At 43.6% G+C, this 14,214-nt stretch carries 10 protein-coding genes; 5 read left to right on the top strand and 5 right to left on the bottom strand.

Features of this window, described 5'->3' with window-relative positions; genetic code table 11:
• Positions 1 to 57: 57 nt before the first annotated feature.
• On the bottom strand, positions 58 to 2,334 hold the full coding sequence (pflB, locus tag OCV19_RS10615) for a formate C-acetyltransferase (protein WP_048607440.1): 2,277 nt from the start codon (positions 2,332 to 2,334) through the stop codon (positions 58 to 60).
• Positions 2,335 to 2,641: 307 nt separating this feature from the next.
• A complete protein-coding gene (locus tag OCV19_RS10610; protein ID WP_065677223.1) occupies positions 2,642 to 4,183 on the bottom strand; it encodes a DUF3360 family protein in 1,542 nt (513 codons plus the stop codon).
• Between the two features lie 435 nt (positions 4,184 to 4,618).
• Here OCV19_RS10610 and OCV19_RS10605 point away from each other — a divergent pair, with 435 nt between their 5' ends.
• From OCV19_RS10605 to OCV19_RS10585, 5 genes are all read left to right on the top strand, one after another.
• Positions 4,619 to 6,079 (top strand): hypothetical protein, encoded by a 1,461-nt coding sequence (locus tag OCV19_RS10605; protein WP_065677224.1) that lies wholly within the window; start codon positions 4,619 to 4,621, stop codon positions 6,077 to 6,079.
• A gap of 236 nt (positions 6,080 to 6,315) precedes the next feature.
• Positions 6,316 to 7,086 carry an ABC transporter ATP-binding protein gene (locus OCV19_RS10600; protein WP_004736532.1) on the top strand — a complete coding sequence of 257 codons (771 nt, stop codon included), beginning with the start codon at positions 6,316 to 6,318 and terminating at the stop codon, positions 7,084 to 7,086.
• A 136-nt stretch (positions 7,087 to 7,222) separates the two neighbouring features.
• Entirely contained in the window at positions 7,223 to 7,993 is a 771-nt protein-coding gene (locus OCV19_RS10595) for an ABC transporter substrate-binding protein (RefSeq protein ID WP_016791554.1), read from the top strand.
• Positions 7,994 to 8,071: 78 nt separating this feature from the next.
• Positions 8,072 to 8,812 (top strand): ABC transporter permease, encoded by a 741-nt coding sequence (locus OCV19_RS10590; protein ID WP_004736534.1) that lies wholly within the window; start codon positions 8,072 to 8,074, stop codon positions 8,810 to 8,812.
• Between the two features lie 2 nt (positions 8,813 to 8,814).
• Positions 8,815 to 9,492, top strand: coding sequence for an ABC transporter permease (locus tag OCV19_RS10585; protein ID WP_004736535.1), 678 nt, complete (start codon positions 8,815 to 8,817; stop codon positions 9,490 to 9,492).
• A gap of 71 nt (positions 9,493 to 9,563) precedes the next feature.
• Here the strand turns inward: OCV19_RS10585 and xthA are convergent, their stop codons facing one another.
• The 3 genes from xthA to emrD form a co-directional block, all read right to left on the bottom strand.
• Positions 9,564 to 10,370, bottom strand: a complete 807-nt coding sequence (gene xthA / locus OCV19_RS10580; protein WP_010437369.1) for an exodeoxyribonuclease III — start codon at positions 10,368 to 10,370, stop codon at positions 9,564 to 9,566.
• A 169-nt stretch (positions 10,371 to 10,539) separates the two neighbouring features.
• On the bottom strand, positions 10,540 to 12,630 hold the full coding sequence (locus OCV19_RS10575) for a S9 family peptidase (RefSeq protein WP_065677225.1): 2,091 nt from the start codon (positions 12,628 to 12,630) through the stop codon (positions 10,540 to 10,542).
• Positions 12,631 to 12,979: 349 nt separating this feature from the next.
• Positions 12,980 to 14,185: a multidrug efflux MFS transporter EmrD gene (gene emrD, locus OCV19_RS10570; protein WP_065677226.1), complete on the bottom strand. Its 1,206-nt coding sequence runs from the start codon at positions 14,183 to 14,185 to the stop codon at positions 12,980 to 12,982.
• Positions 14,186 to 14,214 lie beyond the last annotated feature (29 nt).

Raw genomic sequence — 14,214 nt, 5'->3', positions numbered from 1 at the left:
AAAAAAGCCCCGCACATTGGCGAGGCTAATATTATTTACTGTCTATTGAGCGTGAGCTTATAGAGACTCAGTAAATGTACGTGCGATTACGTCAGCTTGTTGCTCTGCAGTTAGAGAGTTAAAGCGAACAGCGTAACCAGATACACGGATTGTTAGCTGAGGGTATTTCTCAGGGTGCTTAACTGCGTCTTCAAGAGTTTCGCGGTTAAGAACGTTAACGTTAAGGTGTTGACCACCTTCAATGCCAGCTTCGTGGTGGAAGTAACCATCCATTAGGCCTGCAAGGTTAGCACGTTGGCTGTCTTGTTCTTTACCTAGTGCGTTTGGCACGATAGAGAACGTGTAAGAGATACCATCTTGTGCGTCAGCAAACGGTAGTTTACCTACAGACGTTAGTGAAGCTACAGCGCCTTTCTCATCACGACCGTGCATTGGGTTTGCACCAGGAGCGAAAGGAGCGCCAGCACGACGACCGTCTGGAGTGTTACCTGTTTTCTTACCGTAAACCACGTTAGACGTGATAGTAAGAACTGACTGTGTAGGGATAGAGTTACGGTAAGTCTTAAGCTTACGGATCTTGTTCATGAACGTAGAAACTAGTTCACAAGCAATATCATCTACACGAGAGTCGTTGTTACCGTATTTAGGGTAATCGCCTTCGATTTCGAAGTCAGTTGCAATGCCATCTTCGTCGCGGATTGGTTTAACAGTCGCGAACTTGATTGCAGATAGTGAGTCAGCTGCAACAGATAGACCAGCAATACCACAAGCCATTGTACGACGAACGTCACGGTCATGAAGAGCCATTAGAGACGCTTCGTAGCTGTACTTGTCGTGCATGTAGTGAATGCTGTTTAGTGCAGTCACGTATTGCTTAGCTAGCCAGTCCATGAAGTGATCTAGACGGTCCATTACTTTATCGTAATCAAGAACAGCGTCAGTCATTGGCGCTTCTTTAGGACCAACTTGCATCTTAAGTTTTTCGTCCACACCGCCGTTGATTGCGTAAAGCATTGTTTTCGCAAGGTTAGCACGAGCACCGAAGAACTGCATTTGCTTACCAACGATCATTGGAGATACACAACAAGCGATAGCGTAATCATCAGACTCAAGGTCAGGACGCATTAGGTCATCATTTTCGTACTGGATAGAAGAAGTATCGATAGATACCTTCGCACAGAAACGTTTGAAGCCGTCAGGTAGTTGCTCAGACCAAAGAACAGTGATGTTTGGCTCTGGAGAAGGACCCATAGTGTATAGAGAGTTTAGGAAACGGAAGTTCGAACGCGTTACTAGCGTACGACCGTCGATACCCATACCACCCATAGACTCTGTTGCCCAGATTGGGTCGCCAGAGAATAGCTCATCGTACTCAGGAGTACGTAGGAAACGAACCATACGCAGCTTCATTACGAAGTGGTCGATCATTTCTTGTGCTTGGTCTTCTGTGATTTTGCCAGCAGCGATATCACGCTCGATGTAGATGTCTAGGAAAGTCGAAGTACGACCTAGAGACATTGCAGCACCGTTTTGAGATTTAACAGCAGCTAGGTAGCCGAAGTAAGTCCACTGGATAGCTTCTTGAGCAGTTTGAGCTGGCTCAGAGATATCGAAACCGTATTTCTCAGCCATTTGCTTGATTTGACCTAGAGCACGATGTTGCTCAGAGATCTCTTCACGCAATTGCATTGTTGCAGCAAGATCTTCGCCGTTCTCGAAACGCTCTTGTAGAGACGCGAATTGAGCAGCTTTGTCTTTCATTAGGAAATCAATACCGTAAAGTGCAACACGACGGTAGTCACCAATGATACGACCACGGCCGTAAGCATCAGGAAGACCTGTCAGAACACCAGACTTACGACATTTTAGGATATCAGGAGTGTAGATATCGAAAACGCCAGCATTGTGTGTTTTGCGGTATTCTGAGTAGATTTTTGAAACCATTGGGTCAAGAGTTTCACCGTATGCTTTACAAGAACCTTCAACCATACGTACACCACCGTTAGGGATGATTGCACGTTTTAGTGGCTTCTCAGTTTGTAGACCAACGATAGTCTCAAGATCTTTCTCAATGTAACCTGCATCGTGAGCAGTAATGGTAGAGATAACAGAAGTATCGAAATCTACAGGTGCTTTAGTTGCGTTTTCCTGTTTGATACCTTCCATTACCGAAGACCAAAGCTTGTTAGTTGCTTCAGTACCCTCAGAAACTAGGAAAGACTCGTCGCCTTCATACGGCGTGTAGTTCTTTTGAATGAAATCACGAACGTTTACTTCGCTTTGCCACTCACCTGCAGCAAAATCTTCCCAAGCTTTAGCAAATTGCTCTGCCATGACATACCTACCTTTTTAGTAGAAAAAATACGTACATTAACACTGTTGAGCCAGCGCCCCTCGTAAGGGTAGTACACTCTTATTAATAACAATATATATGAGCATATAAGCGTCATATGGTTATATATATTGTCACTACCTTTTATATGTTGTCTTTACTCTATGAATTCAAGACTACGCTAAAAAATTCCTGCAAACCTTAAACTAAATCAATAAATGCCAAAAAAAGTTGAAAAAATTTGAGTGACAGGGGTTGCCACCCAAACTTTTTTTTAATTCGAATACTACTTTTGTGTAGTAAGGACTATTATAGCCAAGCTTTTAGACCATATTGGCTTTCTAGCATACCAACTGCAAGCATTGCTACTAGACAGATAACTAAAACACCAACTGGGATAACAATCTTATCTACAAATGATAGACGCTTAGCACGCTCTTTGTCACCAATTAGACCGTTGTTATCTAGAAGCATAGTTAATGCCCATGCTAGAACTGGGTTAACAACCGCTGAACCGAAGATACAGATACCGGCTGCTTGAGAATCTTTAGAATCCTTAACCATTTGCATACCTGCTTCAAGTAGAGGTAGAGATACACCTACAAGTAGCGCAACACGCATCACTGGTGGCCATACTGCTACGTCCATTGGGAAACCAAGAATCGCAACAATAATACATAGAGAACCAAGCAAGATTGCGCCGCCAGGAATTGGACGTTTCGCGATAGCTGCTGGGATCATGTAAGTACCCCAAGAAGATGTGATGTTACCACCACCAACCGCAGTACCCACCATTTGACGAACTGAACACATAGTCATTGTGTCATCTACATCCATAAGTACTTTTTCAGACTTTTTAGGGTAGTTCAGTTCTTGGAAGATACGGTGACCTAAGAAGTCAGGTGACCACATCGCTACTGCAAGAATTGCGAATGGTAGAGAAGCGATGAAGTGTTCAACGTTTGGCAAGCCAAGCATCCAACCTTCAGAAGTAGAACCCCACCAGTAAACTGGGTTTAGGTTTGGAATGCCCATTTCAGTTTCGAATACGATGTCGAAGCCAGCGCCTAATACTAATGCAATAGCAAGGCCTGTGAATGCACACACTGGGATAGCCAACCAACGCTTGTTTACTTTTGCTAAGAAAGCGTAGATAGCAATAGTAATAGCAAGAACGATTAAACCAACGTAACCCATACTGCCCGCTTCAACAGTAGAAGATTGAAGACTAACCGCCCATGTTTGAATTGAGTTAATTTGGCTCATGGTGCCCGTTAGGCCTAAGAAAATGAGCAAGCCACCAGCAGTACCTTCCGAAGTTAGGTTAACCAGCTTGGAGCCGCCTTTTAGGAAACTTAGGATTAGACCGAAAACACCAATAAGAATTGCCAATGCAAGAGGGTGAGCACCAGCTAAAGCAATGGTACCAATAAGAGGAATCATTGGGCCGTGGTTACCGGCAAGGTTTGCTTTAGGGTTAAAGAAACCAGAAGCAAGGATACAGAACAGCAGTGCAGGGATAAGCATTTCTACACGAGCGACTTCAATCGCAAACTCTTTACCTAAGTTTACGTGATCCCAAGCTTGAGTTAGGCCATCAGCCCAAGACATCATTACTGCTGAGTACATCGCGATGATACCAATGGTACCAGCAAGTGCAGGAACAAGGTCTTCAAGTTCAAAGCGGAAGTCACGACCAGGAAGGTTTAAACCGAATCGGCGAGGCTTCATGATTTGAAGCTCATGATCTAGATAATCTGAGCGGCTCTCAAATTCAGAAGCAGGGCGGTGTAGCTCTTTATAGCTTTTCTCTTCTACTTCAGAGTTCGCATTGTTCACAACGTCTGACATAGATTCCTCATATTTTTATGTTAGTAATTCTAAAATTGAATTCTATAAGTTCGCGTAATTGCGTTATTTCTTAGTTATAACTCATTAACATTATGTTGCACGGTTTTGATGTGCTTTATGCAGCTAAGTTAAAAGAAATGTTTGGCATTTTTAATGCCTTATTCTTTGCTGAGGAGTCTAACAATCTTACCCTTTAGGGTGATTGATCTTGATCACTTTATGAGTGTATGTGAAAGAAAGCTACAAAACGCAGCGATTCATTAACTTCCCATTGATGAATTGTGTAATTAGTTTTCACAAATTGACGTAAATGTCGTCTTGTAGCAATTTTCATCCTTTATAACTGCGGGTGTTAACGATTGGCTTATTTCTTGCTTTATTTTCGTCAGATATTTAATTTTTGGCGAGCTGTTGCCACAAACAGGACGGAAATCGATGAAAAAAACACAAATGTTGCCACTAGCGGTAATGATCTCAGGACTACTGGTTGGTTGTGGCGGCGGAAGCGGCGGCGGTGGTGGTGGTGCGCCATCAACGAAGTTTGACTTTATGTTTTCTGCCCCGAACACAATTATTGAGAGTAACAATACTTCAAACTGCACAGTCTATGAGCGCGGAGAGAATAGTAGTCAACAGACAACGGTATTGACTTACCAACCTGCGATTGAGTCACAACTAAATAATGAAAATGTGATTGCCTACTACTCGGATGCATCGGGGGCAAGGGTTGGTGATTTAATTGCTCCTAGTAACTTGAAGTTATCATTTACTTTGGAAGGTATACCTGATGATGGCTTTATTACGTTCCAAATTCGTGAAGCTAACAATACGCATTTTACTGCAAATACATTTTCTAAAGAGTACTTAGAAGATTTAACGCTTAGGAATGCGACATTTGGTATGAATCGCGAAGCCGTTAGTAGCTGTAACAAAGGTGAAAACTACAATAGCACCACACGTAATGACTTGTCTTATAGTGCTGTAGTGTCTGAAGGCGGAAACTATATTTTTCAATCGCAGTTAGCTGAAGAGTCGGTACCGACATATTCGATTGATAGTCTAGATGCGCGTACCTTGCCGAATGGGACTACTGAATCAACTATCGTAACGCAGTTCAAGGGTGACTATTTGCATCAATACGGTGTGCGTGATTGGAATAACGCTAATACTCTAGATTTGGTAAGTATGGCAGGAAACAAAGCTCAATTGACGCACACAAATGACTTTGATTACTCGAGTGTTGAGATTAAGGTTAGTCAGGGCGAATTTAGCTACGACATAGTAACGATTCCTAGCACTCAGGCAGATTTTACACATCCAGACACTCCAAGTACTGAAAGTTGGAGCTTGAGCGTTGAGTCGGATACTCCATTAAATGGTTGGAATATTGATGTTAACAAGAAGTTGTATGTTGAAGGCGCTTGGGATGTAAGCGTTGCGACTGATTCTTTATTTGACTTGAATTCTTTGCCAGCTAACTTCCCGACACTATCGGGCAATAATTTAGATCTTGATTTTAGCTTTACGGATGAAGTCGGAAAAATGAGAGTCGCTTATACGACAGAAAGCTTAAATAGCGGCCTACATAAACTGACACATAAGCTGTTTACTCACTTAGAAAATACAGTAGTAGTTCCCGAACTTTATTACTATGACTACTCTAAAACTATAAAGAATGAGTTACAGCTAGATCCATCTGTAGATCCTATCCACCAGACAGTTCTAATCGAAACAGAAGAGTCAGACATTACAGGCTACGACTTCTTGACTGCATTCGCGCACGGTAATGTCACTGATTTGGATGAAGACTTGGACGGGCTTGCTATTAATGAAGTTGCCCTAAATAAAACAGGTGTGAAGGTCCAGAATCAAAACTATTTAATGATTAGCAAATAGTTTGAGTTAACAAAAACGAAACATGAAAGCCCCGTCAATCGGGGTTTTTTTATAATTCTTATTCATGCAATTGAGAGGAAAACGCTACCTAGTGCATAATAAGTCAGAGTGAATCGCTATTTATTCCTAAATGACAGGTTAATAATTTGTTGCATGTTGCTCCGTGGGGTGCTAGTTTGTATCGCATGAAAAGGTCGGAGTACCTTGCATTTTCACAAACTTGGGAGAGAAAGCGCATGAAAGATGTACCAGCGCTGGACATAAAGGATCTACACAAAACGTTTGGTCAAAATGAAGTTTTAAAGGGAATTTCACTTTCTGCGCATAAAGGCGATGTAGTATCGATTATCGGATCTTCAGGGTCGGGTAAGAGTACTTTCCTTAGATGTATCAATCTTTTAGAGACACCTACCGCAGGCGAGATTTGGGTTAATGGCGAATTAATTCAAATGAAAAACAACCGCCAAGGTGTTTCTGTTCCTGCCAATGAAAAACAAGTACAGCGAATCCGTTCTCGTCTGGCGATGGTTTTTCAGGGTTTCAATCTGTGGTCTCACCTGACCGTTCTCGAAAATGTTATCGAAGCGCCTGTTCACGTCTTAGGCGTACCTAAAGCACAAGCGATTGAAAATGCAGAGTTACTACTTAAGAAAGTAGGGCTGTATGAGCGTAAAGATTACTACCCGGGTCATTTGTCTGGCGGCCAACAACAGCGTGCTGCTATTGCGCGAGCGCTAGCGGTTGATCCTGAAGTTATGCTGTTTGATGAACCTACATCGGCATTAGACCCTGAGTTAGTCGGCGAAGTGCTTGGTGTAATGCGCGATCTAGCAGAAGAGGGAAGAACCATGCTTGTGGTAACGCACGAAATGGCTTTTGCTCGTGACGTATCTAACCATGTGATGTTCTTGCATCAAGGTCTAGTGGAAGAACAGGGCGATCCAGCTAAACTGTTTACGGAACCTGAATCCGAGCGTTTACAACAATTTATCTCATCGATTTACTAATCAGAATTGAAATGCCGTTGCCAAGGCAAACAGCGACGGTGTGAACAATAAAACACAACAAGTAAGTTAATAAGCAACAACAAACACAATATTAAAACTAGCAAAACATAAAAACCTAAATCACAGGAGTAGGGATATGAAAAAGTGGTTATTAGTCGCGGCACTTGCTGCAACTGCTGCAACGGGCGTAGCTCACGCAAAAGAATGGAAAACAGTACGCTTCGGTATTGAAGGTGCTTATCCTCCATTTAGCTGGACAGAAGCTGATGGTTCACTGAAAGGCTTCGATGTTGATATGGCTAACGCGCTTTGTACTGAAATGCAGGTGCAGTGTAAGATCGTTGCACAAGATTGGGATGGTATTATTCCTTCTCTACTTGCTCGTAAATATGATGCGATCATCGCGGCAATGTCTATCACGGAAGAGCGTAAGAAAAAAATCGATTTCACTGGTAAATACGCACTTATCCCAAATAAGTTCATCGCTAAGAAAGGCGCAGGCCTTAACTTTGACGATCTAAGTGGTCAAAAAATTGCGGTTCAACGTGCAACAACCCACGATAAATACCTGACAGATAACTACGGTGACACAGTAGAAATCGTTCGTTACGGTTCATTCGATGAAGCTTACCTTGATCTAGCAAACGGCCGTGTTGCTGCTGTACTAGGTGATGCATCTGCTCTAGAAGAAGGTGTCCTAAACAAAGCTGGTGGTGAAGACTACGAGTTTGTAGGCCCATCACTAACGGATCCTAAGTGGTTCGGTGAAGGTTTTGGTATTGCTCTACGTAAGCAAGACAAAGATCTGACTAAGCAATTAGATGCGGCAATCCTTTCACTTCGTGAAAAAGGCATCTACCAAGATATCGCTGCTAAATACTTCAACTACGACGTATACGGTCAGTAATCTCTAGCGCCAATTCTTAAGGGAGAGGCTCTCCTCTCCCTGTCTTACCAACTTTTCGCAGTTCTGTTGGAATTCATTATGTTTGATTTACAAGGATATGAAGCTTCGATCCTGAAAGGGGCGGTGCTTACAATCGAAGTTGCCTTGCTGTCGCTAATTTTAGCTATGGTTCTTGGTATGCTAGGTGCCTTAGCAAAACTCGCGCCTTATCGTTGGGCTCGCGCTATCGCAACCCTCTATACAACCGTCATTCGAGGCATTCCCGATCTAGTCTTGATGATGCTGATTTTCTTTGGTGGACAAATCCTTCTAAACAACAGTTTGTATTCCATCAATGAATGGCTCAATGAGTGGTTCACATCAAGTGATCCTAACCACGAATGGACCGCTTACTTACCTGATTATATCGATGTCAGCCCATTCATTGCTGGTGTCTTAACCATTGGCTTTATCTTTGGCGCTTACATGGCTGAAACTTTCCGTGGAGCAATCATGGCGGTTGATAGCGGTGAAATGGAAGCAGCAAAAGCTTATGGCATGGGCCCTGTCTTAGCATTCCGCCGTATCCTATTACCGCAAATGATTCGTCACGCATTGCCAGGTTTCGGTAACAACTGGTTGGTTTTACTCAAGACTACCGCGTTGGTTTCCATTATCGGTTTAGAAGATATGGTGCGTGTTAGCGCATTGGCGGCGGGTTCAACCAAAATGCCATTTACCTTCTATATGACAGTGGCACTTATCTTCCTATTCTTCACCAGTGTTTCGACGGGCTTACTTAAGTTGGTTGAACGTAAATTCAGCATCCACGCGAGGTAGTTATGGACTTTTCATTGATAATTGAAAGCCTGCCGATTTACCTTAGTGGTTTATGGACAACGGCTTGGATGGTTTGCGTAGCTTTGATCATTGGCTTATGTGTAGCCATACCATTAGCTATCGCTCGTAACAGCCCAAATATGCTGATTAACGCTCCTGCTTGGTCGTTCATCTATTTCTTCCGTGGTACGCCATTATTGGTGCAGTTGTACCTGATTTACTACGGAATGGATCAGTTCTTCCCTGTAAAAGATACACTATGGGAAAATGCATGGTTTTGTGCTTTGGTGGCATTCATCCTTAACACATCGGCATACACAGCTGAAATCATTCGCGGTGCGATTAACGGCTTACCAAAAGGTGAAGTTGAAGCAGCAAAAGCGTATGGCATGAGCACACCTAAGACATACCGACGTATCATTCTGCCAAGTGCACTACGTCGTGCATTACCGGCTTACAGTAACGAAGTTATCTTTATGCTTCACGGCTCAGCCGTTGCAGGTATTGTGACGATTATGGATCTAACGGGTGCAGCTCGTTTGGTTAACTCTCGCTACTATGCTCCGTTTGAATCTTTCCTAACAGCAGGTCTGTTTTACATGGGGTTGACGTTTATCATCATTGCGATTTTCAAATTCGCAGAGAAACGTTTCTTAGCTTACTTAAGACCACTTAGCTAATTACACATCATAATTAACAAAACGGCGCTTCTATAGCGCCGTTTTTTATGAGCAGATTCTGTTGCTGTTGATTACTTAAACGTCGACCAAATTGGCGCGTGGTCAGACGGCTTTTCGATGCCACGCAGTTCGTAATCGATGCCTGCTTCAGTACACTTATCAGCAAGCTTCTGAGTCGCAAGTACTACATCAATTCGTAGGCCGCGGTTGTCCACGAAACCTTTTGAGCGGTAGTCAAACCACGAGTATTGGTCGTTTACTTCAGGGTGCAACAAGCGGAAGCTGTCCACAAAGCCCCAGTCCATCAATGTTTTCAACCACTCGCGCTCTTCTGGTTGGAAAGAACATTTACCTGTTTTTAACCAACGTTTCGCATTAGGTTCACCAATGCCGATGTCTGCGTCGATAGGGCTGATATTAATGTCGCCCATCACAATCACTTGCTCATCTTTGTTGTGATAGTCGTTTAGGTAAGTCATTAAGTCTTTGTAGAATTGGCGTTTGTACGGATATTTTGTTTCATGCTTGATGTTGTCCCCTTGAGGGAAGTAGCCGTTTAGCACGGTAACCTTTTCACCATTTTCATCTTCAAACGTCGCCATGATCATGCGTTTTTGATGGTCTTCATTATCTGTTGGGAAACCCTTCTGCACAGAGATTGGCTCTTGCTTACACAACATTGCCACACCGTAGTGGGCTTTTTGACCGTGGAAGTAAACCTTGTAGCCCATTGCTTCAACATCAGCAATTGGGAAGGCTTCATCGTGCACTTTTATCTCTTGCAGACCAATCACGTCGGGTTGGTGTTTGTCGATAATAGCTTGCAGTTGGTGAAGGCGGGCTCTAAGGCCGTTGATGTTGAAGCTAATTACTTTCATTTGTTTTTATACCTCTCGTAAACCTTTGTTACTGCTTGTCTTTAAAGGCTTTTGATTTGGTGGATTTCATGGTTCATCGTATTTAACCATGCTTAATAATTTCTGTCGCCACTTTGTAGAGACAAAATGGCGACATTAAATGATGTGAATACTTACAGTTACGTAGAATCTATTGAGTCTTTAGTAAATCCAAAAAGAACGCGTATTCAAGTGCGTCTTCTTTTAGTCGTTTAAATCGACCAGAAGCGCCACCGTGACCGGCTTCCATATCGGTTTTGAACAGTAACACGTTGTTGTCTGTTTTCATCTCCCGCAGCTTCGCGACCCATTTCATTGGCTCAAAGTACTGTACTTGTGAGTCATGGAGACCTGTTGTCACCAACATGTGCGGGTAGCTTTGCACTTTTATATTGTCGTATGGTGAGTAACCCAGCATGTAATCGTAGTAGGTTTTATCGTTCGGGTTACCCCATTCGTCATACTCGTTGGTGGTTAGAGGAATCGATTCATCAAGCATGGTTGTCACAATGTCTACAAACGGAACATGTGCACCAATACCACGGTACAGTTCTGGTGCTTGGTTGATGATTGCTCCCATCAATAGACCGCCAGCAGAGCCACCAACGGCGAACACTTTATCTTTTGCGCCGTAGCCTTCTTCAACAAGCCCTTTGGTTACATCAATAAAATCGTTGAACGTGTTTTTTTTGGTCAGCTTTTTGCCGTCTTCATACCAAGGGCGACCAAGCATTTCTGAACCGCGGACATGTGCGATGGCATAAACAAAACCTCTATCCAGTAGGCTTAGGCGAGTTGAGCTGAAGGTAGGTTCAATCGTAGAGCCGTAAGACCCATAGCCGTATTGGTATATTGGGTTAGTGCCGTCTTTCTTGAATAAATCTTTGCGATAAACCAAAGAGACCGGGACTTGCTTACCATCGCGGGCCGTAACCATGATTCGCTCTGATTGGTAGTTATCCGCTTCAAAATCACCTAATACGGGTGTTTGCTTCATGAGCTCGGATTCACCTGTGCTAAGGTCGAAATCATAATAAGTACCTGGCGTGGTTAAGCTGCTGTAATAGATACGAACTTTTGAGTTATCTAATTCATAGTTACTCGTAAGGTAAGCGGCAAATGCGGTGTCGTTAAATCCAAGTGGGAACTCATTGCCTGTTGAGAGTTGGCGAACTTTCACTGTAGACAAGCCATCCGCGCGTTGCTCGTAAACAAGATGGTCATCAAACAACTCGAAATCAACAAGTTGAGTATTGTCGTCCGCTGGGATGACATTGACCCATTTTGAGCGGTCATGCATCTCTTCAGCTGCGACTTTCATTAAACGAAAGTTGACCGCTTGGTAGTTGGTGTAGATGTAATACCAATCACCTAGCTTAGCGATGCTGTACTCTATGCCTGTCTCTTTTGGGTAGAAAGCCTCAGCTGTAGCCTTTGGGTTGTTGGCATCGATGACTGAAACACCGCTGGTTTCTGTGCTCGAGTGCCAAATGTAGACCTGTTCACCATCTTTGCTTTTACTCAAAGAGGTGTAGTAAGCGCTATCGGTTTCTTCGTAGATTAACTCATCGCTTGCCTGAGCTGTGCCTAAAACGTGGCGGTAAACTTGATAACCCAGCAATGTTTGTGGATCTTTTTTGATGTAGTAGAAGGCTTGGTTGTCGTTTTGCCACGCGATAGCACTCGAAGCGCCTTCAATTTCATCTTTTAGGTATTCACCTGTTGTGAGATCTTTAATCTTGATGGTGTAAATTCGTCGGCTCAGCGTATCTTCGCCATAGGCCAACAAGTTTTCGTCTGGGCTGATCGTTAAGCCACCAATACTGAAGAATTCATGCTCTTTGGCTAGCTCGTTAACATCTAAGATGACTTGCTTGTCTGTGCCTAAAAAGTTTTTTTCACGCAGGTGAACTGGGTACTCGTTGTCGCCTGTGACCTTATTCGAGTAGTAGTAACTGCCTTTGCGAACCGGTACCGAATTGTCGTCTTTCGCGATTCGGCCTTTAATCTCTTCAAATAATTGTTTTTGTGCAGCTTCTGTATGTTTCAGCACTGTATCTGCGTACTGATTCTCTTGCTCAAGTTGTTGCAAAATCTCTGGATCTTGGCGTGCATCATCGCGCAACCAGTAGTAATCATCGATTCGGGTGTCACCATGAATCGTCATTGCGTGAGGGACTTTCTTAGCAACGGGTGCTTGGGTTTGTTGAGCGACGAGTTGTGATCGAGAGTAGTGGTTCATGGTTGAGATTCCTTGATTGCTGCATCCGGCGACAAGCGCTATTGATACGGCTAATGTGGTTAAAGCGATACGCATCTATATATCCTTAGTCTGTACCTTACTCGTTTTTATGCCAGCATCCTTTGTTGTGAGAGCTCAGGTACGTTGGTGTTCTTCCAGTGATGTTATTTATAATTGGATTCTGGATATGCACCTTCATCGTAAGTGTCTGTTATTGTTTTCAAAAAATCAAAGCAATGTTAAATGAAATTACTGATACGTGAGAGTGGAAGGAATAAATGTGCAACAAAAAAAGGACACACTTTTCAGTATGTCCCTTTCTTTTGTTTGGCCGGATTTGAGCTTTACGTTAAATAGCCAATGGCATTTCGTTTGAGTGGTCAGGTTTACGATTAACCCAACGTAAACCAAGCATAGCGATGAATGACATTGCAATCATCAAGCAACCGAGTGGCAACTGGTCTTGAGCTGGGAAGAACGACGCCAATAGTGTTGCGATGCCAGCACCCAGGTTTTGCATGCCACCTAAAATCGCGCCTCCAGTGCCAGCGTGGTACGGGAATGGCGAAAGCGCCCCTGTTGTCGCAGCTGGAAATAAGATGCCAGCGCCCAAGAAGTAAATGGTGGCACCGCCAATCAGAGTCAGTGCTGTCGTTTGACCAAACAGACCAGGTATCAACACCACTGTTGAGCCTACCAATATAGCAACCAGACCAACATTCAGTGCGCGGCGCTCAGAGCGACGTTGTGCGATGTAACTAGATAAGCCTGCACCGACTAAGTAACCTGGAATCGGCAAAACAAACAGCAAGCTTACTGTGGTTGCCGGTAAGCCAAGTACGCCACCAAGCAACACACCTGCAGCGGCTTCAAATACGGCTACACCAGCAAATGTTGCGACCAATACCAATAAGAAACCTTGGAAACGTTTATCAGACAGAACAAATTTGTAGCTGTTGGTAACCGATTCATGCTTGCGTCGTTCTTTCGGCAGTGTTTCCATCATGCTCGTCATCATAGTGATCACAACAGCAATACCAAACAGCGCAAGGAATAAGTAGCTAGAACGCCAGCCGAAAGCTTCGGTTAGGTAACCACCTAATACAGGTGCCATCAATGGTGAGAAAATCACACACATGCTAATCAAGCTGTTTGCACGGTGCAGCTCCGCGCCTTCAAAACAGTCGCGAGTCAATGTACGAGACATCGCACCGCCACAACCGATCCCCAAACCTTGGATAAAGCTACCAGCTAAGAACCATTCATATTCGTGAGCGAACAATGCTACCAAAGTACCGATGATGTAGATGATCAAACCAATCACGATGATCGGTTTACGACCTAGGCGATCAGAAAGTGGGCCGTAGACAAATTGCGACAGACCATAAGGGATCAAGTAACACGCCATCACTGCTTGCAGTGAAGATGCCGAAACTAAGAACTCACCTGCCATATGACCGATAGAAGGCACGTACATCGTTTGAGTCATTTGACCTACGGCAGTCAGAATAGCGATTAAAAAGGTAAGTTTCGCTAATGGAAACGAGGCGGACATGTGCGTATCTCTCCAAAAATTAAGACGTA

Source organism: Vibrio celticus, assembly GCF_024347335.1.
Taxonomy (GTDB): Bacteria; Pseudomonadota; Gammaproteobacteria; order Enterobacterales; family Vibrionaceae; genus Vibrio; species Vibrio celticus.
The sequence above is the reverse complement of the archived record's forward strand: the minus strand, read 5'-3'. Positions and strand labels throughout refer to the sequence as shown.